We start from the raw sequence: 22202 nt of genomic DNA on the forward strand, positions 1-22202 counted from the left end.
CTGCGTCGGGACTCGGCACGGGCAGCGAAGGCTCGGTCGACCGGTAGCTGTGTCGGCGGTACTCGGCGTGGCTGTTCACAGCTGGATCGCCTTACTCCTCTGGGTAGGGCCCAGGCGGCTCCCGGGGCCCAGCCGGGACGCGATCCGGAAGGCGGAGTCGATGGTCGAGTCGATCTCCCGATCGGGGAGGCCGGCGTACTGTGCGGCGGGCATCAGGTACGTGACTGCGTTCGCACGGCTCTGGCCGTCCTCGGCCAAGCGGCACGACGCCCAGAAGAGGGCTCGGTTGCGACCGCCTTCGGGAGTCAGCGCGACCACTCTGGCCAGAGCCTCGGGTCGGCATCCCTTCGGAGGAAGCCCCTGGGGTGGAGCTACCGGTCGCGGCCGGGGCGGCTCGAGGAACTGGCGCAGTTGGATCGCGTCGAGCGGCTTCGCCGGCTGGGTCGTGACCGCGATGACGTCGTACGTCTTGAGCACGCCGCCGACCTCGATGCGCGACGGAGGGGCGATGACGTAGCCGCCGTCGCCCCGGAAGTCGATGTGCGCGGACGGCACTTGCCAGGAGCGCTGCTCGCGGTCAGTCCCGGCGGGGTAGTAGGCGTGGATCCCGCCCGAGGGCGTGCGGACCATCCAGGCCCAGTTGTCGGCGAGACCCTCGGAGCGCGCATGCTCGAAGGCAGCGAATCCACTGCCCCCAGGGTGGACGTCGATGTCGACGACGAGGATGCCGGTTTTGGCGCCTGTGGGCAGGCCGATGTTCGCGTCAGGTGTGCGCTGCCACCAGGCATGGACCGTACGAGCCGACGATGTGGCGTCGTGGAAGCCGTTCGACGTGAGCGGCTGCTTGCCTCCGGGAACGCAGGGGAAGACAGGGATCCCGAGGTTGGCGAAGCGGATCGCGGCGCCGGCCAGGGTGGGCTCGGTGGCGACACGTTGCATCGTCGAGACGGTCCAGTCGGGGATTCGGTTTGTCGGGTCGAACATGCCCCCGAGACTGGCCCGCCGGCGTTACCGCTTTCCGGTAACAACCAGGGGGAGCGGAAAGGGGAACGTTGCGTTTGCGCAGGTCAGCGGCGTTCCCTAAGAAGTCAGCGCCAATTGTTGGCTGCGTCCATTAGGGGCGCCGGGATTCGTGCCTGGGCGGGTGGTCAGCGCGCGCGGCGGCCGACACCGCTTGGTCTGTCAGCCAGCGGCATGCCGTGGACGTGACTCATGCGCGAGCCCGTTGGCGTCCTCGTAGTCCCAGAGTGCCCACTCGTAGCCGGCGGTGAAGGCGCTGTCAGCGTCGCGGTGCTCGGCGAGCCAGCGGCGGCCGGACGCCGCGGAACCGGTCTGTAGCGCGACGGCCCGTCCGGCGTTGTAGCCAGCCATGTACTGCTGCTCCCCTTGCGTCATCCCCACTGGGCGAGTCGAACATATGTTCTATCCTCGGTCAAGATGGGATCGTGCGCGCGACCCCCGCCTAAGAAAGTCGCCTGGACACAACAGCGGCACTGGCGGCACTGCCGGCTGGGGTTCGGCAGTGACCGACGAGGTCGACACACAACCGTGGACTTGCTGATCCACTCACGGCTGTACGGAGCAGACGATCAGATCGCGTGCTCAACCAGTCCGTCGCGGGCGCGGCCCGTGCGCTCCCCAGTTCTTGTCGTGGGCGACCTGAGCGGTGCGATCGGGAAGATCGATCGGCGGCAGTTCGTCGTCGCGCCGATTGAAGACCCTGTCGGTGAGGTCTTGGTCAGCCTGCTCGCTGTCACCGGTGGCCTTCTCCGCCTGGATCATGTCGAGCTGGGCGACCTCGTCGTACGGCGAAGCGGTGTAGGCGACCTGGGCTGCCCACAGAGCGAGGTCGCGGTCGCCAGTGGCGAGCGCGTGGGTCGTGACGATGTGCCCGACATCGACGACGGCGCTGGTCATGATGTGGTCCCAGCGGTCACCCTCCAGGAGCCAGTTCCAGTGATCCTTGCGGAGGTCGGAGAACGGCTCACCGCTGACCAGTCGCAGTGCCGCGATCAGGTCGTCGATGCCGTCGGCGCCGCGGCTCTGCCCTCGAGCCCGGAGACGACGGAACAGGTCCACGTCGCACTGGACGCGCTCGAGCTTGTAGAGGGCGGGCGAGCCTGGGTCGCGGCCAGGCTCCGCCTTGGGCAGGTAGGGCTCACCGGTGCCGGGATCGGTGCCGAGCCACCGACGCAGTTGGCTCATGTCGACCCGGACACGCTCCGGGCGAATCGCGAACGCAACGGCAACGTCCGCTCCGGAAACTCCGTTGGGATGGAGCGCGAGGTAAGCCAACAGCTCGACATAGAACGGACGCCGATGTGCCGTCGCCTTCGTATCGCCGGTGGTCCGGGCGCTGACTGGCCCGAGGAGGGTCACCTTGGCAGACGACAGGGTCGGCGACTCCCAGCGCGCGAGGTCCTCGTCCAACCCCGGGTCCACGGCCTCGACGGCTGCGCGGGCCTCCGGCGCAGCCCGAGGCGCTAGCACCTCGACGTCCTCCACGGTCGTCGCCGCAGCGTCGGTGTAGACCACTGCATCTAGTGGCAGCAGAGACTCGGCTCCGGCTGGACCCTCGGGACGTGGTCGGGTCAGCCGCTCAACCAGCGCACCGCCGAGGTCAGAGACGGCCGTTCCCTGGTCCTGTTGCGGCACGGGAACGACGGTCTCGTCGAGTGTGAGGTCAAGAAGCAGCGCGCATGCCCTTGCCTCCTCGCCGCTCAGCCCTGCCGCCGCCACGTCGACTCCGAGGCTTGGTGCCTGGAGACGACCGTCAGTGGTCAGCTGCAGGTCGGTGCTGGAGGATCGAGGCTCGCCCGCGAGGTCGACCAGCGCCGCCGACGAACGACCGGGGATCCCTGCGATCACCTCTGCGAGTTGGTCGAGGTCGGCGGTCGGACGGTTCGCAGTCGCGATGATCACGGCGTGGAAGTCGTCGGGGTCAGACGGCTTGGTGATGGAGGCCAGGTTGCGCGCGAGTTCTGCGATGAAGTCTGTGTCCCCTGCGGGGTGGGTGCGGACGCGGCCAAGGTTGAACGATGCCAGGTCGGAGCCAAGGCCCAAGAGATCGACCGTCGCGACGATCGACCACGGGTTGACGGCCAGCTCGGCGGCGAGGTGGCGTGCGAAGGCAGCCTTCCGGTCAGCGTTGCCCGTGACCGTGACGGTGCGGAGTTCTTCGAGGTTGAGGAACAGGAACGACCCGTCGGCGGCCTGGCCGACGCTCACGAGAAGCGGGAACGGCGGGAACGAGTCCTCCGGGCGATCGGGAACGTCGGCCACAGCGATCCGCCATTCGGAATCGGATCCTCTCCACGGCGCCGGCAGGTCGGCGGCTTCCCGGAGGGTCAGGAAGATCTCGTCCTCCCCAAGCGCGACCTTGGCGAGTGGGAGCACTGGCGGGAGCGCGCGCAGCGCGGCGTCGAGGGCGTCGATCCTGGGCGCCGTCACGGATGCCGTGGCACGGGCCGTCTTCTCAGCGGAAATGAGTTCGGCCGGCGGCGGAGGGATGACCGTGCCGGGACGTCGATGGCGCAGTTGGGTCCGTCGCTGCGCGCGCAGTGCGATCCAGAGCGCGCCACCGAGTATCGATCCCGCCCCGGCCAGGCCGGGGACGAGCCACGACGGGATCACGCGGTCGTCGGCACTCCGACCCGCCTCGTCGGGCTCCGCGTTCGGCTCGTTGGCGGGCTCGGAGGGAGCCGTCTCCGTCGGAGGCGACGTAGAGTCGGGGACCTCCTCCTGCGGCTTCTCGTGCTTGGGTCCCCGTGCCTCCGCGGGTGGCTCCTGCCCGGGGATGGTCAGCTTCCAGCCGGGGAGGATCAGGGCAGGATCGGTGAGGCGAGCGCCGTCGGCTTGGAGGGTGCCGCGAGATGCGTCGAAGATCGAGGGATACTCCTCCGCGTCGCCAAGCTCGTCCTCTGCGATCTCGGACAGCGTGTCGCCGGGCTGAACGACGTAAGTCCCCGCCGGTGCGGTCTCCGCAACGGGCACTCTCAGGACAGTGCCCGGTAGGAGGAAGTCGGGCCGACCGTCGAGGACGGCCTTGTTGAGCTCGACGAGTTCGACGTACCGAGCCCCGTCTCCGAGGCGGTCCTCGGCGATTCTCCAGAGGCTGTCGCCACGCTTGACGGTGTAGCGCTCAACCTTCGGCTCCTTTTGCTGCGCGACCGTCGGCGCCGGAGTGGGGGCAGCGGCGGGTTCGACGGTGACTCGAGGGTCGGCGGGCAGGGGAGTCGCCATCAAGGCGGCCTGGGCCTTCGGCTGGGGGAGGAACGCAGTCGCCGACGGCACCGCGACGAACAGCAGGGCAGCTGCGGCGATGAGGCGATCAGCCGCGACCTGGGGCATGGACAGGCCAGGCAGTCGCGGTGTGCGGATGCCACTGGCCCGCGACAGCATCGATGCGACGAGCTGGCAGGTGAACACGGCCCAAGCGATCCAGCAGACCGCACCGAGGACCTCGACCACGAGCGTGCCGTCGTCCGGGGCAGTGAGCTGCGACCACGAAAACGCAGTCAGATCCGGGACCGCGTCGATCGCGAGCAGGACAGCTGGCACGCCGACCACGAAGGCGACCAGGGCGAGCGTGGCCGCCAGGCCTCGCAGTCGGGAGTTGATGGTGCTCATCGCTCGCTACCTCCGAGGGTGCGGATCAGACGAGCCGTCGCGGTGCCCGACACGTCAAGATGTTGGATGCCGATCAAGCCCAGGAACTGTGGGTCGTACGAGTCGTGGACGGTGACCGTGATGGTGTCGCCGTTGCTGATCTCGACCGTCCCGCTGACGCCGGCGGCGTCGAGGTACTGCTCGGCGGCGGCTCTGGCCGCAGCGGGGCTGATGGTCAGCTCGCGTCCCTGGATGGCCACACCGCCCTCGACCTCTTCGCCGCCGGCACGAGCCGCTTGGGCAGCGAGGTCGTGCGCTCGTTCGTGAGCGTGCACCTGGCCGCCAAGGTCTACGGCCAGACCGACGAGGAACACCATCACGAAGCTCGACAGGGCCAGCCAGACCGTGATCGAGCCGCGCTCGTCGTCCTGGCGTCTCATTGTTCCCGCCAGGTGTCGATCGGGCTGGACATGGTGGCGCGCATGACGCGCGAGCCGGGGACGCCAGGGACTGCGAGGTCGGAGAGGTCCAGGCGGCACGCGACGGTCACGTTGACCGTGCCGGGCACGCCTGGTTGCTTGTTGAAGTCATTGGTGTCGACGGTCACCTCGACGTCCGAGCAGCCGATCTTCTGGTTGGCGATGCTCGCTTCGGCGGCCTCGCGAGCGTCGTTGCGTGCGGTCTCCGCGTCACGCGCGATCGAGGCGGACCGGGCGCCGTCGGCGGCAGCGGACTGGAGGGCCTCGTGGGTGCTCGCCGTACGCCCGCCGAAGATGATAAGGCCGACGAACAGCGCGAAAGCCGGTACGCCGATCGCCGCCTCGATCGCAGCCGAGCCACACTCGTCTCGTCCCGTCATGGTGTTCCCGCTGCGCTGGGAGCTGTGAGTCGCTCGATGGGGACGGTCGCACTCTGCGAGATCCGCACCTTCCACCCGGGGATCACGCTGAGGCTGAAGCCAGTTACCGTCACTGTGGCCGTCGTCGCCGTGCGTTTGGCGGTCGTCGAAGTCCCGGTGAGTACATCGTCGCCCCCGGCTTCGGCGAGGAAGTCGTTGGCCGCACCGACGCCATCTGCCTCGTGGCCCTGCTCGGTCCCGGCCGCTCGGGCCCCCTCCTGCGCGGCAGCGATCGCGACCGTCCGGGCGTGATAGAAGAGCGCGGCCTGCATTCCCAGGAACATGACTGCGAACAGTGCGGGCAGGAGGATCACGAGCTCGATCGATACCGAGCCCCGGTCGTCGCGCCGCCGACGGCGGCTACTTGATGTTGCCGGCCTGACTTTTGACATAGGTCGTCACGGCCGCGACCACGATCCCGACGATGGCGATGACGGCAACTGCCCAGAGCACGTGCTCCGTGGTCACCGAGCCACGCTCGCTTCGGCGGGCCGTTCGCAGGCCGTCGTATGTGGTCAGCACCGCCACTTGAAGCAGGATCAGGACTTTCAACATGGGAGTTCCTCCTTGGGTGTTTCCTTCCGATTCACGAGGCCGTGAACATGCGAAGCAATGAAGGGGCCACGAGCAGGGCCATGAAGATGACGCCGAGCAGGGAGCCGGGGATCGTCATTCGTTCGCCGACGGCGTTCGCCTGGGCGATCTCGTCGTTGAGCATCGCCGTGCGCATGGCGGCGGATCGGGCGCGCAGGGTGGCGTACACGCTTGCTCCCTCCTCGCCGGAAAGGCGCATGATGTCGGCGAAGTCGTCGAGCTCGGGGAGTCCGAGCTCCTCGGCCAAGGTGTGCAGCGCGTCCCAAGGCGGCAGACCGGACCAGCGTGATCGGGTCAGCTCCTCCGAGAGCCGGGTGAAGACCCAGGAGTCGCCGATCTCCGCCGCCGCTTCCATCGCCTGTCGGACGCCGATGCCGTTGTGGCGTTCGAGGGCGACCAGGTCGATGTATGCGCCGAGGGCCCGGGCGAACTCGACGCGGGCCTTCCGGGCTTCGTCGAGCGCGTTGTAGTTCGGGATGAAGAACATGACTGCCGCGAGCCCGATAGAGGCCAGGGCCGGGATCTGGAGAGGGAGGCCAAGGCCGAGGGAGTTGAACAAGAGGGTGAGCCCGGGCGGTATGAGGAGACCGAGTCCGGCGAAGGTGAGCTTCTCGCCGTAGAACTGCGCGACGGAGATCCGGAGCAGGGCGAGCTCGCGCGTCGGCGTCCGGATCCAGACGCCGGGTGGGAGCACACGCATTCCCCAAAGCCCCAGGCGTTCCTTACCCGTCCGTGCGGCAGCGGCATTGGCAGTCGTGCGGCTAGGCGTGGAGGAGACACGCTCCAAGGCGTCGGCCAGGTCCGGCTCGGCGGGCAGAAGTCGCGCGACGACCAGGGTGAGGCCGAGTCCGACGAGACCGCCGGACACGATTGCCAACTGCAGACCGGTGATCATGGCGTAGCCGCCGCGTCGGGGCGGGTTTCGAGGAAGCGCGGAAGCGGCTTGCCGGTCGCCATGCGCCGCATCCAGATCAGGGTCCCGACGTACGCCGACAGAAGCAGGACGAGGATCACCTGGCCGATAGCGGTCGCGTACGGCTCGACGTACTTGCCTGACAAGGCGAGGACAACCAGGACGCTGGCGCTGATGAGGGTCACCCATCGAGCGGTCGCACGCGGCTTGGCTCGATCCGCCTCGACCTGCCGACGGGCCCGTACGTCGCCGGCGACCGACTCGGCGAGGCCTTCGAGAACACTCGCAAGCCCGGCGCCGCGGCGGCGTGCTCCGAGGATGAGGTTCGCGGCGATCAGGTCGCCGGTGGCGTCGTCGAGTTCGTCGGCGAAGACTCTGAGTGCCGTCTCTGTATCCCATCGGGCACGAAGGCGAGCCACGAGCCGACTGACCTCCGCGTTGATCGACGCGGGCGTGGAGCGCAGCGTCGCGACGAGCGCCTGCTCGAGGCCGATCCCGACGGTCAGGACGCCGGCGAGCGAGCGCGTCCATTCCTCCATCGCTTCGAGCCGGTTGATCTGAGTGGCAGCCGGCGGAGCGGACAGCAGAGCCGGTAGTCCGATGACCGCGACCGGTGCGATGACCAGCGCGAGTACCCACCCGGTGATCGCCCATCCGAGGAGGCCAAGGCCGACGCCGAGCAGAAGCAGCATCCGGGTGCGCGAGGTCAGGGCGACGCGGCCGCCTCGGGACGTGCGCTTCTCGCGAGGTGGTGCGGCTGTCGGTCGTAGGCCGACGACGATGCCGAGGATGCCGATGGCGATCAGTCCGCCTGCGAGGGCGGGAAGCAAGGGAGTCACGGCTGCACTCCGTACGCCTGGGTCGAGAGGTATGCCGCGAGGTCGAAGCCGTAGTGGGCCAGCGCCCGATACTCGTCGGGAAGCACGTCCGGTACGGCGACCCCTGACGCATCGGCGCGGAAGACGTGCGTGGTCGCGTATCCGACCTCCCTCTCGCCAGGGGCGAGGGCGATGATCTCGGCGACCCTTCTCGTCCGCTGCGCGCCGCCGGGAACCGCCCTGGTCTCCATGCTCAGCTGGACGATCAGGTCCACCGTGGCCGCGAGCTTGCTTGTCGCGAGCCCCTGGGTGACGTGAGGACCGGCCTCCATCGCGCACGTGACGAGCTTGCGGACGGCCGCCACGGCGTCAGCCGCGTGGGTCGTCGAGATGGAGCCCGTCCCGGACTCCATCGCCTTGATCATTGCCCAGATTTCCTTGCCTCGTACCTCGCCGACGATCTGGCGGGAGAGGTTGAACCGGAAGGAGTCGACGAGCGCCTCGTCGAGAGTGAACTCGCCAGCCTGCCGACCATCAGGCCCACGCTCTCCGGATCCCGGGCGTGCCTCCCAGGCGTGGACGACCTTGTGGCGGCCGAGTTCGTGGAGGTGCAGCTCGTACTCGGTCTCGAAAGTGCCGATCGCCTCCATGGCGTCGATCTCGGCACAGAGCGCGCGGACCAGGGTTGTCTTGCCCGCTCCCTGGGCGCCTGCGACGACGATCGAGCGTCGTGCCCGGACTGCGGCGCGCAGGAACGATGCCGCAGTCGGCGTCATCATCTCTCTAGCGACGAGGTCGTCGAGGGTGACCTGCATCAGTCGGTGTCGTCGGATGACTACTGAAGGACGGGGCGTGACCCATGCTGCGGCGGCCAGGCGGGAGCCGCCGTCCAAACGCAGGTGGAGCCGCGGCTGGGCCTCGGAGAAGGAGCGAGCGTTGACCTCGCTGCGCGAAGCAAGGAAGACCAGGAAGTCGATGAGTTCCGGGTCGGAATCAGCGACCGGTGGGCCATCGATCAGGGTGCCGTCGACCAGTTCGAGAAGGACATTGTCGTGGCCGACGATGACGATGTTCTCGATGTCGTCGTTGTCGACCAGCGGCTGCAGACGACCCAAGCGGAAGAGCGAGTCGAAGACAGCCTGCGCCGTTGCTTGCTGGCGCCCCGGGCTCCAGGCCCCGCGGCCGGCGTCAACGTCGTCGGCCATCGCGGACTCGATGAGGTCCAGCACGATCGAGCGGCCGAGCTCCTGCTGCGCTGCCTTGTCGAGTCGGTTCCGGTCTGAGGCGACGGCTTGGCTCAATTGCTCGGACGCCCGAGCGCGCAGGTCCGCGACGATCGACCAGTCGACGTCAGGGCCGGTTGTAGGGGGGACTGTTACGGGAGCGCCGAGCTTGGGCACTGCAGGCGTCGAGCCGTTCGTATGCTGGCTGAACAGCGGCAAGCGCGAGAGGTCGCCGTACTCACTCAGGTAGCGGGAGGCCTCAGTCATCGCCTGGCCTCCTCGACGAGGGCGAACCGACCCCGCGAGACATGCGCCTGGACCGACTGAGCTGCTGCCTGAAGACCCCGGACGTAGGGACCTGTCTCGAAGTGACGGGGCGGGTTAGCGCCGCGGTGGTAGACAGCTCCGGCCGCCGGATCGTCGGGGAGGTCGGCGACCACGGGCATCCCGAGCACTTTGGAGACCTCGGTGTCGCGGTATGGCTGACCTTCGCCGATCAGGAGCAGGCCCGGGTGTCTCCATCCGCTCCCGGGCTGGCGAACGGTCTCGGCCCACGAGCGTGCGGCGGAGATCGAGGGCAGGTCGGCGCGAGTGACCAGCAGGGTTGCGTCAGCCGAGTCCAGGAGTTGCTGCGGCGATCCCGTCAGTCCGAGCCTGCCCGCATCGACGATGACGTCCTGCCCGCTCGCTTCCAGTTCGCGCAAGGCCGAGCCGAGGGGTTCCCACATGTCGCGGAGTGCAGCTGCCTGGGCGTGCGTCCGCGTTCCCACGACGATGGAGACGTTCGGGCTCAGGGGCATGACGACGTCCCGTAGCGCATCCGCCGTGCTAAGCGGCGAGAGCGCCAGCTCGACCAGCCCGGCGTCGTACGGCGTCGTGCCCTTCATGAATCCGGCGAGAACCCCCGAGCCGCCGGTCGGGTCGGCCTCGACGAGAAGCACAGGGCGCGGCCAGCAGAACGCGAGGCCCACGGACGTCGTCGTCACACCGGGCGATCCGGACGCGGAAGTCAGGCAGATGACAGCCATCACTCGGCTCCCGAGTCCAGCACCAACGCGACGTTCCCGGTGGCGGCTCGTGCGGCGAGGACGCCCGCGTCGGGATAAGGCACCAGGACGTTGACGACCGTGTTGCCTGTTGTCTCGTCCACGTACGTGCCGACGACCTCGGCGACGGTGAAGGGCGGGGCGTTGGCCGGCGCCTCGCCGTTGTCGCCTGGCGTGACGATGATGCGGACCTTGTCGCCGCCGTACAGCGGCATTCCGGGGACCTGCGCGGGTGTCAGAGAGATCCCGACGATCGACTGGCCTTGCGGAGGTAGCGGCTCGTCCGCCGTCGACTCGTTCGTGAGCAGGCCGCCAGCCGAGATGTCGAGTGCTGCCCGCTGACCGATGATGTCTTCGTACGCCGACGCGGGCAGCGGCGACAGCGCTGGGTCGCCGCTGATCCGGATCCGCTGGATGTCCTCGGCCTCGATAACCTCGCCGCGGTGGATCGTGTCTCGCGCCGCGAGCACCTCCTGGGTGTTCGTCGTCGCGCTCCAGGCCCACGCGCCGAGCAGGCAGCCGAGCGCAGTCACGATGACCGCGGCGACGACGAGCGCGGGGCGTCTCCGGAGTTTGGGCGGAGGAGTGATGCTGGTGGCGGTGTCCGGCGCGGTGGGGCGCGGGCCGGTCCTCCGGTCCTCTCGGGCAGTTGTGGACACTTCGTCGTACCTCCCGCGCAGCTCGTCAGTTCACGAGCACCTGCGCCTCGCCGATCCGGATCTGTGTTGAGCGGTTGAGGCCGTCGAGCCGGATCGTCCCCGTCTGGCCGGCGCCCGACCAGGTGATGACCCAGCTCGACGTGGCGGTGACGGTGTACGCGTCATCGGTCTCGTGCGCGCTCGACTTCGTGTAGGTGTGGCCGCAGTCGGGTGAGTCCTCCCGCCCGTACGACGGCTTGTACGGCGTGCCGGCCGTTTCGCAGACAACTTCGGTGCCGTCGCCCATGTCCCAGGTGATGTGGAGGACCTTCGCGGTGGCCGTGATCGTGATGCCGCCGGCAGAGGCGCTCTCAGTAATGGGGCCGACGGTGTGGGCGTTCGGGTCCTTGGCCCACATCCAGACCGGCATGCCGACCAGGCCGATGCTGTCCGGACCCGGCTCGGGCGCGATGCCAATGTTGATGGCAGATAGATGCATCTGCTCGATCGCGATCTGTGCCACTTCACGCGGTGTTGGTCCCGTGCCGGAGTTCGGTGGCGGGTCCTGCGACCAGATGGTGATGAGCAGACCTGTCTGCGGCTGGTAGCAGTTGTAGACCGCCCCGTCGCCGGGCTCGTGACCCTGCCAGCTCGGGTCGCCCGCTGGCGGCTGGGGCTCGACCGGACTGATGTAGCAGTTGTAGCTGTTCGACCAGTAGCCCGCGGGCGATGAGCAGGGCACAGGCCCGGGTGGAGGCTTCGTGATGCCTTGGCTGGTGCCATCCCAGTAGCAGGCCGCTCCGCTTCCGGTGTCCTGGGGCCCGTCGTCGCCTGGCTCACCTGGCGTACCGGGGGTGCCCGGCACCTCGATCCAGATGAGGCACTCGCCCGTCGCCGGGTCGGTCTGCGAGCACACGGTGTCCGCGTATGACGGGGCGTGGACGAGGACGGAGAAGCCGGCGGCAGACACCGCAGTCAGGAGGAGGCGAGTCAGGATGCCGTGCATGGCGTCTGCTTGAGGTCCTGGCCCGTCGCCACGCGCCAGCCGCCGCTCGGATCGGCGGCGTAGTCGTAGTTCGCGACGGAGTAGCGGGTCCACCCGGTGTCCGGGCGGTTGGGGGAGACGATCGACTTGCCGCTCTTGTCGATCACGTCGACCTTGCTCACGTCCCAGCAGACGTCGATGACGACCGTCGGCACCTTGCCAGCCTTCGGGTCGGAGTTGTCGAGATTGACCGACTGCACCTGCAGTTCGTTGATCATTGTGGTGCCGGTCTGACGCTGGCCCTCGTCGCGCTGCCGGCCGATGAGGGTCTCCACGGCGTTCAGCTGCGCGCTCGTCGCGACGGACTTCAGTTTCTTGAGGTCGGCCGCAGGATCGCTACGGAGCTGGTCGACCACCGTGAAGTAACTCCGTACCGACTCGGTGGCATCGGCGCTCGCTGCATCGGACGGGGAGCTCGGCGAGGCGCTCGTGGTCGGTGAGCTTGGCGACGTCGGCGACGGCTCGGCGGTCGCCGGGGGATCGGTGTCGCTGCCGCCACATGCGGAGACCGCGACCAACATCAGTGTGCCGGTCGCCCAAAAGATCAGCCCGAGTCGAATCTTCATGGGTGTGTGTCCTGCTCCTCTCGCCGTTCGGCGTGAGGCGCAAACGACGCCGCGTGGCGGTGCGGGCATCGTCTGGGCCTCATCGTAAAGGCCGTTTGTCGGTTTCGCACCCGGCTGTTCTATGCCTTCCGGGCCCGCTGCTCAGGTGCTCTCTGACTTCCAACTCTCCGGGCCTACCCTTCTCCCCTTTTCTCGCCCCTCGTCCTTCCTCTACATCCTCCCTGCCACGCCCTCCATCTCTCGCCGCTTCGCTCGTCCCGCACTCCGCCCCCTTTGCCCCTCTCGTGCACCCAGTCCCTCTTTGCCTCCACACGGATTGCAGATCGAGGGGTCTGTGGATGGAGAAGCGCACCTGAGGGCTGTGGAACGGAAACGGCGGTGACTGTCTCGCTGCGGCGAATGTCCGCGGGCAGCGGCTACCAGTACCTGCTGCGCAGCGTCGCCGCGGGCGACGGCAGCAGAGCCCTGTCGACGCCACTCACCCGGTACTACTCCGAGATCGGTACGCCGCCCGGCCGCTGGCTTGGCTCTGGAGTCCGGGCCTTGGGGAGCGGTCAGCTGGCCGCGGGAATGCAGGTGACCGAGGAGCAGCTCGCGCTGCTGATCGGCATGGGGCGAGACCCGATCACTGGGGAGCAGCTCGGACGTGCGTATCCGACGTACAAGCGCCTGGCGGACCGCATCAACGAGCGAGTGGCGGCTCTCGATCCGGAGATGACCCAGGATGACTGCGCCGCCGAGACGAGCAGGATCGAAGCCGAGGAGACCGCCGCAGGCGTGCGCCGCGCAGTGGCGGGCTTCGATCTCACCTTCAGCGTCCCCAAGTCAGTGTCGGTGCTGTGGGGAGTCGCCGACGCGGCGACCCAGGAGCGGATCGCGGACGCCCATCATGCGGCTGTCGCCGACGTCATCGCCTTCTTCGAGCGGGAAGTGGCCGCGACCAGGTCGGGCATCTCCGATACCGACGGCGCCGTGGCCCAGGTCAGCGTCACCGGGGTCGCCGCCGTCGCCTACGACCACTACGACTCCCGGGCCGGGGACCCACAACTCCACACCCACGTCGTGGTGTCCAACAAGGTTCTGACCGTGATGGACGGTCGGTGGCGCAGCCTCGATGGCCGCCCGGTGTTCTCCTCCGTCACGGGGCTGTCAGCGCACTACAACGCACTGTTGGCTGACAGACTCAGCCGCGACATCGGGATCGAGTGGGAGCTCCGCGATCGCGGCGCAGACCACAATCCGCAGTGGGAGATCGTCGGCCTCAGCGATGAGGTCATCGCTGAGTTCTCGAGCCGTACCCGCGAGATCGAATACAAGAAGGACGAACTCATCGAGGAGTACGTCGCGAGGCACGGTCGGATGCCGTCGCCCAAGATCATCGTCGAGCTCCGTGCCCAGGCGACGCTGGCCACGAGGCCACCCAAGGAGCTGCGGTCGCTCGTCGACCTCACCGCTGAGTGGCGGCGCCGGGCATCCAAGCAACTGGGGGCCGACGCGACAGCATGGGCCGCCTCGCTCTGTGGCGCGGCTGGCGCCCCGCTCACCGCCGATGACGTTCCCCTGACAGGGATCGAGGCCATCGGAACTGACGTCGTGGCCGCGGTCGAGGTGAACAGGGCAGTGTGGAACCACTGGAACCTCATGGCCGAAGCGTCGAAGCAGACGATGGACCTCCGGTTCGCAACCACCTCGGACCGCGAGGCGGTCGTGTCCATGGTGGTCGACGCAGCTCAGCGTCAGTCGGTGTCGCTGACTCCGCCCGAATTGGCGATCAGCCCGGTTCGCTTCCAGCGCGAAGACGGCACGAGCCTCTTCCGACCGCGGCACTCGGCCAAGTACTCATCGACCGCGATCATCGAGGCAGAAGCACGACTCCTGAACCGATCGGAAGGCACTACCGCACCGACCGTGCGTCCCAGCGCGCTGGCACGGGTGGTGACGCACTCGAAGGCTCGACTGAGCGCGCAGCAGCAGACCGCCCTCGAGAGCATCACCGCGTCTGGTCGGCACTTGGACCTGCTGGTTGGACCCGCGGGTGCTGGCAAGACGACAACCATGCGTGCGCTTCGCGCCGCGTGGTTGGTCGAGCATGGACAGAAGAGTGTCATTGGGCTGGCGCCATCGGCGACAGCTGCCCAGGCACTGGCCGACGACCTGGGGATCGCCTGTGACAACACGGCGAAGTGGCTGCATGAGTACGACCGGGGACGCACGGATCTGCGCGCAGGGCAACTGGTGATCATCGATGAGGCCACGCTGGCGGGAACGACCACCCTCGACCGGATCAGTGACATCGCAGGAGCCGCCAGAGCCAAGGTCCTGCTCGTCGGTGACCCGTATCAGCTTCAGTCCGTCGAAGCCGGGGGCGCCTTCGCGCTCCTCGTCGACCGCCGTACCGACGCCCCTGAACTGACCGACATTCATCGCTTCCTCAACGAGTGGGAGAGGCACGCCTCCCTCGCCCTTCGCCGCGGTGAGGTCGAGGTCATCTCGACGTACATCCGCCAGAAGCGAGTCCGCGAAGGACAGACCGACGAGATGCTCGACCGGGCCTACGAGGCGTGGCGCGCGGACTGCAGGGCCGGCAAGGCAAGCATCCTCGTGACCGAGTCATCCCACGCCGTGCGGACTCTGAACGAGCGGGCCCGCGCCGAACGGCTGCTGCTCGACGGCGCCGTCGATGGTCGTGAGATCCCGCTGGCCGCCGGCAACAGCGCCTCGGTCGGGGATGTGGTCATCACCCGGCGCAACGAGCGCACTGTTCGCACCTCCGGCGGCGGCTGGGTCAAGAACGGCGACCGCTGGCGGGTGGTCGACATCCGCCGCGACGGCTCGATGCTGGTCGACCGGCTCGATCCACGACGTCGAGGCAAGACGGCGCTGCCAGCTGAGTACGTCACTGAGTACGTCGACCTCGGCTACGCCGTTACCGCACACCGGGCTCAGGGCATCACCGTCGACACCTCCCACGTCGTTGTCACACCCTCGACGACCAGGGAGAACCTCTACGTGTCCATGAGCCGCGGCCGGGAGTCGAACATCGCCTACGTGGCTCTCGACCAGCCTGACGACAGCCACTCGACTCCCGAGCCCGGTGACGTCACTGCTCGCACCGTGCTCTTCGGGGTGCTACAACACAGCGGCGCGACCTTGTCCGCGCACCAGACGATGGAGGCCGAGTACGCGATCCATGGCGGCATCGATCGCCTTGCCGCCGAACTCGAGACCCTTGCGGCAGACGCCCAACGCGACCGTTTCGTGGAGATCCTACGGCGGTCCGGTCTCACGCCTGAACAGCACAAGGCGGTCGTCCAGTCGAGCGCCTTCGGGCCGCTCACAGCGTCCCTCCGCCGGGCTGAGGCCTACCACCACGACCTCAATAAGCTGGTCCCGCGCGTCGTCGGGCAGCACGGACTCGAAGATGCCGACGACATCGCCGCGGTGCTTCGGTTCCGGGTCGACCAGTCAGCGGCGTCCTCGCCGCGCGGCTGTCGACTGCGCCCGCGCCTGATCGCCGGTCTCATCCCAGAGCCGTTGGGCGAGATGTCCGCCGAGGACCGGCGGTCGATCGACGAGCGGGCGCAGCTCATCGAGACACGGGCCTATGCGCTGGCTGCAGCAGCTGTCGACGCCGGTGCGCCTTGGGCGCGCCGATTGGGGAAAGCGCCGGCCGATCCGATGGCCAACGAATCCTGGCTACGCGCGGCAGCGATAGTTGCCGCGTACCGCGACCGCTACAAGTCTGAGTCCGATCTGCCCACCGGGCGAGGAAGCTCGAGCGAGGCGCAGCGGGTCGATCAGCGACGGGCGCAGCGGGCCGCCCGGGAGGCACTTCGTCTGGCAGCCGGGGCCGGTACCGAGCGTCGAGTCGTCGCGACACCCGCGCACGTCATCTCGCTCCCATAGGTCTGTTCAGGGACCCGGTTTCCACAGCCGGAGGTGGCGAACGGCCAGCTCGCCGGCGCCCGGCCGTATTTACCGATGTAGTCCACCACTCCACGGGAGGTCCCGATGCTCATCGTGCTTGCGATACCGGTCATCGTGGCGGTCGCCTCCGTGCACCGAATGATTCAGGCCGTCGCGCCGAGCAACCTGCTTGTCAGGATGGTGCGCTCAGCGCACCCGCGGTGGCGCCTGGCGGCTGCCCTCCTCGGGCTAGCAGCGGTCCTGCTCATGGCCATGCACGTCGTTGCCAACGCAGTCTCGGCCGGCGCGCCCGGGTGGCTCAACTTGGTCGTACTCGTCCTCGCTTGGGACGCGATCAAGGTCGGCTTCCTTGGGGTAAGTGTCGTGCTGCGGGCCGTTGGCCCTCGACGACGGATGGAAGTGAGCAGCTCTGTTCCACCTCCGATCTGGCAGGCGTAGGAGGCAGTGTCGGCCGCCAACGCGCGTCAGAACAGGGTTGCGCGTGGCACCTTCATGACAGTCTCCATCGCGCACTGGTGACGCGCTTCGGCGTCGCTGGCCGGTATGGTGATTCCCGACACGCTCGGCTCGTGATGGTCGGTTCCTGGGTCGCTCGACGACGTCGGGAATCGAAATGTCGGTCCTCAATGATCGACTGTGCTCGAGGCTTCGGCAGGTAGCGTCTGGAGCGCAGGTTGAGATCAGGAAGAGGCGACGTTGGACGAACTGGATGACCTTGAGCTGCTGAGCAAGGACGAACTGATCGACCTGCTCAGGGAGCGGGCCGAGGTAGGTGTCAAGCTCACCTTTCCGGGCAAGGCAATGTCCCGTCGCATCACACGGCGAGTACGCCCCCGTGTGCAGCGCACCATCGCGAAGTACGGCGCCGGGTCGGGCGAGGAACGCTCAAAGAACCTCCTCATCGAGGGAGACAACCTCCAGGCGCTGGCCACCCTGTACCGCGAGCGCGGTCACGTGGACCTGATTTTGACCGATCCTCCCTACAACACGGGCGGAGATTGGCGCTACAACGACAAGTGGGACGAGGACCCCAACGACCCGGGCATCGGCGACCTCGTGAACGCCGACGACACGGCGCGCCACACAAAGTGGATGAAGTTCATGTACCCGCGTCTGCTCCTGATGAAGCAGATGCTCAAGCCCGGTGGCGTGCTGGCGATCTGCATTGACCACAGGGAGTTGTTCCACCTCGGACAGATGCTCGATGAGTTGTTCGACGACCGGAACCGCTTGGCGATCATCAACTGGGAACGCTCCTCGACCAAGCGGAACGACAAGGGCGGAGTTTCCACGTCGACGGAGTTCATTCTCGTGTACGCCAAGGACAAAGAGCGGGCAAGGACCGGTCGTGTGGACCGGACCGAGATTCAGGATGCCGGATACAAGAACCCGGACAACGACCCGAACGGACGGTGGTACGGCGCCGCCGCAGATGCACCCGGACGAGCTGACCACGCGGGCATGTACTACGGGATCCAGAGTCCCTTCACGGGTCAGTTGTATTACCCGACCGGATCTAAGCACTGGTCGAACGAGAAGCGCGTCCTCCGGAAGATGCTAGAGGGCTGGGGCACTCAGTACGCCGAGGTCGATATCCACGACGGGAATCCCAAGGCGCTGCTCCTAAATGGTGCTCAGAACCCACTGGTGTCGGATCCGGCGAAGGACCCCGTGGTCGTCGCTGCCCGGGAGGCAGCGCAAGAGAGGCGTAAGGCGGACAACTGGCCGCAGATCGTGTTCACACGCGGCGGAGACGGCAAGCCGCGAAAGAAGGTCTACCTCGAGCAGCTCAAGAAGGGCGTCGTCCCGTCCACTTACTGGGCCGATGACGACTACGACGAGCCGGTCGACATCGGTTGTACATCGTGGGATTCAGAGGAGTCTGGGACCTCCGAGGCGGGGGCTCGAGAGTTGAATGCGATTGTCGGCAGCGGTCACGGATTCGAGACAGTCAAGCCCATCAAGCTGTTCCAGAAAGTAATCCAACTGTGGTGTCCCTTGGACGGTACTGTTGCGGACCCGTTCGCCGGCTCCGGCACTACCGGACATGCAGTGCTGGCGCTTAATGCGGCGATGGGGGCGGACCGGCGCTTTATCCTTATCGAGCAGGGCCGCCCAGAGAAGGGTGACTCCTACGCCAGAACGCTAACCGCGGATCGGCTCCAGCGGGTCGTGGCCGGGAACTGGGCCAACGGCAAGGGTTCATCCCTGGGAGAGGGCTACGAGTTCCGGACCCTCACCAAACAGGTCGATGCGACTGCCCTGCTCGCGATGGAACGCGAGGAGATGGTGGATACCGTCATCGCTTCCTACTTCGACTCGTCCCGGCGTCGCGGCGCAAGCCTGATCCGATTCGCGGAGCACGACTACGCGTACCTCGTGGCCAAGAACGCCGACGATGAGGGCTTTTACCTCGTCTGGGGCGGCGTCGGTGAGAACACCGACCTCACTGAGGAGGTTTACGAGGCGTGCGTCGAAGAGGGAGAGAAGGAAGGGCTAAAGCCCGTCTATCACATCTACTCACGCTTTAACCTATTCACGACTCCAGGAGTGCACTGGTACCAGATTCCTGATCGCATCCTTGCCGACTTCGGCCTGGACGTTAGAACAGAGTCGTATACCGACGGGGAAGACTGACGGATGCTGTCGCTGTTCCAGTTCCAGGAAGAGGCGGCCGCGACCGTCTCCTCGCATGTCTCCGACTACCTCGACGCCCCGGCGATTACGACGGTCAGCAAGAAGCGCCACGTCGCACCGTTCTTCCAAGCGCTTTCGGCACTCACCGGCGCTGGCAAGACGGTGATCCTCGCGGAAGCTGTCTCACAAATCGCCGACACGATGCCGGTGAAACCGGTGATTATGTGGCTGTCTCGTGGCAAAGTCGTGGTTCGCCAAACGTTCGTCAACCTCTCGCCGGGTGGCAAGTACCACCACCTCCTCGATGGGATGGCGGTTGATGCTCTGGCGAACTACAAGCCTGAGGTCGTGGCCGAGTCTGACGAGCCACTGGTCTACTTCGCGACAGTCGGCACCTTCAACCAGAAGGACAAGGACAGCGGCACGCTCCTGATCCACAAGAGTGACGTGGACAACATGGAGGCATCGATTTGGGATGCGATCCGCCAGCGCACCGATGCCGATGGCAACCGTCGACCGCTGATTGTGGTGTACGACGAAGCGCAGAATCTGAGTAACCAGCAGACTGAACTGCTTCTGGAACTGGAACCAGACGGCTTTCTGCTTGCATCGGCCACGATGCGTCTTCCGGCGCGGATCGGCGCCGAGGTCCAACACATCAAAACGGCTGGATATGAGGATGCCGATCTCATTACCAAGGTCAAGACCAGGGACGTCGTCTCCGAAGGTCTGGTGAAGGACACCGTTCTCCTCGAGGGTTACAACACTCCCATGGAGGAGGCTGTGTCTCAGCTCCTCTTGGATTGGAAAGACGCCACCGGCGAGGCCGAATCGCTCGGGCTCGACTTCAAGCCGAAGGCGATCTACGTCTCCAACACCAATGTCGTCGCGGACACACCCAACCTGTCTGACGACCCGAAGCAGCCGTTCAACCATCGGCAGGCTCCGCCAATCCTGATCTGGAAGTACTTGGTCGAGCAGATGGGCATCGACCCCTCCACGGTGGCGGTGTACGCGGACCTGAAGACCGACAAGGACTTCCCGCTACCGGACGAGTTCATCCTGTTCAAGGGTGCGGACAAGGACTACGACGACTTCACGGCTGGCGACTACCAGCACGTCATCTTCAACCTGACATTGCAGGAGGGATGGGATGACCCGTCGGTGTACTTCGCGTACATCGACAAGAGCATGGAGTCGAAAGTCCAGATCACCCAGGTGATCGGTCGTGTCCTCCGCCAGCCGGGGACCACGCACTACCCGGCGGAGAGGCTCAACTCCGCGCATTTCTACATCCGTGTCGACAAGAACGGCGTGTTCGACGACGTCATCGAAGACGTCAAGAAGGAACTCGGCGAGGAGGCTGGCGGTGTCAAGATCGTTGTTTCCGCACCGGGCAAGCCGAAGCCTCAGGACTACCACCCCAGGGCTGACTTCTTCGTGCCCGAAACGGGTCTGGACCCGAGTGCCGCCCGCGCCAAGATCGAGGCACTTCTGAATGACTTCGCTGATTACCGCGACGGTGGGGTCAACACGAAGGGCACCGGCAGTCGTCGGATCCTGAAGCAGAAGGTCGGCCAGGACGGGTCTCAGACTGGATGGGAGGAGTACGAGCACTCTAGCGAGGCCTCGGCACGGTGGATTTTCCACCGCGAGGTCCAGCGCCAGTACAAGTGGGCGCTCGGCGTGGTCAATCTCGCCGACTCCAAGCTTGACGCGCGGGTCGGGATCGGCAGCCCCGCGCACAAGCAAGTTCGATACCTCGCCGACGAGGTGGTCAACGCCTACATCAAGGGCGTTCGCTTGGTTCAGCGGCGCTTGAACCCCTTTAAGGTGGGGACCGTTCTGGCGCGCCCCGACGACGTGGTGCCGTTTATCAACGCTGTGCACGAGGGGTACGCCGGTCTGAACACCCTCGAACGTCCGTTCGCCGATGCCATCGACCAGACCGGGCTCACCTGGGCGCGGAACCCTCCTCGCAGTGGGTACGGCATCCCCCTCATCAGCGTGGGCCCCACTGCCAACTTCTACCCCGACTTCCTCGTGTGGACGACGGAGCGCGTGATCTGCGTCGACACCAAGGGGCCTCACCTCGTTCACGAGACGGCTCGGAGGAAGCTGCTGCGCATCAGGCCGGCGACGGACGGTCCGCGATTGGATGTGCAGTTCGTGTCCAAGGGCAAGTACGACGACAACCTGCAGCAGAAGCACACTGGCGGATACACGAGCTGGGGGATGGGGGACGACGGCACGATCCAGGCCGTCACCTTCGAGGACATGGAGGCCGTCGTGAAGTACCTCGTCGACGATCCCCTGCACCCGGCCTGAGCGGATCGTCGCGTCTCCTATCTCTAACTGCCTAACGCTCTACAAGGCTGTCTTTGCCGATGTCCAGGTAGCCCTGCAAGGCCATGCTCGGTTCGACAGCGACCTCTAGCAACAGTGGCCGCAGTAGATCGGCGTCCGCATGGGTCAGCCGGAGCAGTGGGCGACGGAGCCAGATAGACCACGCCTGCTTATTCGGGAACGCTTCAAGGCTGGGCACAAGTGGCGCCAGCTCGATCCCGGTGAGAACCGGCGCGAGTGCGGTGATCTGCAGAGATCCGGTCCGGTTGAACGTGCGCCCAATCAGCTCTATGGGATCGGGGGCCAACGCCACCGGCGTGCTGAGCACCGCCCTGCCGATGACCCGGGTGCGGTCGCGAGTCGGGTTCCGGAAGCACCCCCGAGTGCTCAGAAGGAACATCTCGTCGCCGGTCTCCAACATGTCCACCTCAGAGCGGCGAGTGGAGGGAAAGGCCATCATGCTGCTTCTCAGAACCCAAGCGAGTGCCACTCGGTCGCCAATGACGGTGAGATAGCTGGCCACTTCCGCAGCGTAGTCGACCGGTTCCTTGGCATGGGCGAGCAAGGAGTCGTCCACACGAAGACAAGTCGCTTGTGCCCAGCCACCGCTCCGCGCGGGACCGGGCACCTCACCGGGGCCTCCGCCGGGGATATCGTCCCTCCTGGGCTGACCCGGCACGGCGGCGCCAGTCCGCGCCCGTGGCGCAGGCGTGGCCCGGGCCACTTCCGTGAGGCGGATTCGTCTCGTGGGCCGCACTGGGGCCGCAGACGAATGGAAAACGACCCCTGACGCTGGAAGACATTGGAAGGTGTCTTCGCAGGTCAGAGGCCGTTTTCAGGCACTCAGCCGGTGGGCATCGCCCACCCGTGACTAAATGTCGTAGTAGAGCTCGAACCCGGTGCTGCCGAGGAGCCCTGCCGACGGTCAAGGTGTAGCCGTCAG

Annotated in this window: 18 protein-coding genes; 3 read left to right on the forward strand and 15 right to left on the reverse strand. The window is 66.7% G+C overall.

The genetic code is table 11. The features are described 5' to 3' along the window. Positions 1 to 75: 75 nt before the first annotated feature. The 14 genes from ISU10_RS12670 to ISU10_RS12735 all read right to left on the reverse strand — a co-directional run bounded on the left by ISU10_RS12670 (position 76) and on the right by ISU10_RS12735 (position 12349). Entirely contained in the window at positions 76 to 984 is a 909-nt protein-coding gene (locus tag ISU10_RS12670; protein WP_194696767.1) for a bifunctional DNA primase/polymerase, read from the reverse strand. 198 nt (positions 985 to 1182) lie between these two features. Then, positions 1183 to 1401 (reverse strand): hypothetical protein, encoded by a 219-nt coding sequence (locus tag ISU10_RS12675; RefSeq protein ID WP_194696768.1) that lies wholly within the window; start codon positions 1399 to 1401, stop codon positions 1183 to 1185. Between the two features lie 201 nt (positions 1402 to 1602). Next, entirely contained in the window at positions 1603 to 4629 is a 3027-nt protein-coding gene (locus ISU10_RS12680) for a LysM peptidoglycan-binding domain-containing protein (protein WP_194696769.1), read from the reverse strand. After that, positions 4626 to 5048 carry a TadE/TadG family type IV pilus assembly protein gene (locus ISU10_RS12685; RefSeq protein ID WP_194696770.1) on the reverse strand — a complete coding sequence of 141 codons (423 nt, stop codon included), beginning with the start codon at positions 5046 to 5048 and terminating at the stop codon, positions 4626 to 4628. Before ISU10_RS12685 ends, ISU10_RS12680 begins: the two co-directional genes overlap by 4 nt. After that, positions 5045 to 5467, reverse strand: coding sequence for a TadE/TadG family type IV pilus assembly protein (locus tag ISU10_RS12690; protein ID WP_194696771.1), 423 nt, complete (start codon positions 5465 to 5467; stop codon positions 5045 to 5047). Before ISU10_RS12690 ends, ISU10_RS12685 begins: the two co-directional genes overlap by 4 nt. After that, entirely contained in the window at positions 5464 to 5898 is a 435-nt protein-coding gene (locus tag ISU10_RS12695) for a TadE family protein (protein WP_194696772.1), read from the reverse strand. Before ISU10_RS12695 ends, ISU10_RS12690 begins: the two co-directional genes overlap by 4 nt. Continuing rightward, positions 5867 to 6061 carry a hypothetical protein gene (locus ISU10_RS12700; RefSeq protein ID WP_194696773.1) on the reverse strand — a complete coding sequence of 65 codons (195 nt, stop codon included), beginning with the start codon at positions 6059 to 6061 and terminating at the stop codon, positions 5867 to 5869. The genes ISU10_RS12695 and ISU10_RS12700 overlap by 32 nt, the downstream gene beginning before the upstream one ends. A gap of 31 nt (positions 6062 to 6092) precedes the next feature. Then, a complete protein-coding gene (locus ISU10_RS12705; RefSeq protein WP_370865289.1) occupies positions 6093 to 6968 on the reverse strand; it encodes a type II secretion system F family protein in 876 nt (291 codons plus the stop codon). 23 nt (positions 6969 to 6991) lie between these two features. Beyond that, a complete protein-coding gene (locus ISU10_RS12710) occupies positions 6992 to 7852 on the reverse strand; it encodes a type II secretion system F family protein (protein ID WP_194696775.1) in 861 nt (286 codons plus the stop codon). Beyond that, on the reverse strand, positions 7849 to 9321 hold the full coding sequence (locus ISU10_RS12715; protein WP_194696776.1) for a TadA family conjugal transfer-associated ATPase: 1473 nt from the start codon (positions 9319 to 9321) through the stop codon (positions 7849 to 7851). The genes ISU10_RS12710 and ISU10_RS12715 overlap by 4 nt, the downstream gene beginning before the upstream one ends. Further along, positions 9318 to 10040 carry a CpaE/TadZ family protein gene (locus ISU10_RS24355; protein WP_503128330.1) on the reverse strand — a complete coding sequence of 241 codons (723 nt, stop codon included), beginning with the start codon at positions 10038 to 10040 and terminating at the stop codon, positions 9318 to 9320. Before ISU10_RS24355 ends, ISU10_RS12715 begins: the two co-directional genes overlap by 4 nt. Before the next feature lie 41 nt (positions 10041 to 10081). Continuing rightward, positions 10082 to 10759: an SAF domain-containing protein gene (locus tag ISU10_RS12725; protein ID WP_370865292.1), complete on the reverse strand. Its 678-nt coding sequence runs from the start codon at positions 10757 to 10759 to the stop codon at positions 10082 to 10084. A gap of 25 nt (positions 10760 to 10784) precedes the next feature. Next, positions 10785 to 11744: a hypothetical protein gene (locus ISU10_RS12730; RefSeq protein ID WP_194696778.1), complete on the reverse strand. Its 960-nt coding sequence runs from the start codon at positions 11742 to 11744 to the stop codon at positions 10785 to 10787. Further along, the gene (locus ISU10_RS12735) at positions 11729 to 12349 is read right to left on the reverse strand and encodes a hypothetical protein (RefSeq protein WP_194696779.1); all 621 of its coding nucleotides are present in this window, start codon (positions 12347 to 12349) and stop codon (positions 11729 to 11731) included. Before ISU10_RS12735 ends, ISU10_RS12730 begins: the two co-directional genes overlap by 16 nt. Positions 12350 to 12748: 399 nt before the next feature. Between ISU10_RS12735 and mobF the strand changes: the two genes are divergently transcribed. From mobF to ISU10_RS12750, 3 genes are all read left to right on the forward strand, one after another. Then, entirely contained in the window at positions 12749 to 16255 is a 3507-nt protein-coding gene (gene mobF, locus ISU10_RS12740) for a MobF family relaxase (protein ID WP_194696780.1), read from the forward strand. Between the two features lie 717 nt (positions 16256 to 16972). Then, the gene (locus ISU10_RS12745) at positions 16973 to 18913 is read left to right on the forward strand and encodes a site-specific DNA-methyltransferase (RefSeq protein ID WP_194696781.1); all 1941 of its coding nucleotides are present in this window, start codon (positions 16973 to 16975) and stop codon (positions 18911 to 18913) included. Between the two features lie 3 nt (positions 18914 to 18916). Continuing rightward, positions 18917 to 21241: a DEAD/DEAH box helicase gene (locus ISU10_RS12750; RefSeq protein ID WP_194696782.1), complete on the forward strand. Its 2325-nt coding sequence runs from the start codon at positions 18917 to 18919 to the stop codon at positions 21239 to 21241. A gap of 31 nt (positions 21242 to 21272) precedes the next feature. On the opposite strand, the gene ISU10_RS12755 is transcribed toward ISU10_RS12750, so the two are convergent. After that, positions 21273 to 21782, reverse strand: coding sequence for a hypothetical protein (locus ISU10_RS12755; protein WP_194696783.1), 510 nt, complete (start codon positions 21780 to 21782; stop codon positions 21273 to 21275). Between the last annotated feature and the right edge of the window lie 420 nt (positions 21783 to 22202).

The organism is Nocardioides agariphilus (assembly GCF_015352445.1).
In the GTDB taxonomy this organism is placed as follows: Bacteria; Actinomycetota; Actinomycetes; order Propionibacteriales; family Nocardioidaceae; genus Nocardioides; species Nocardioides agariphilus.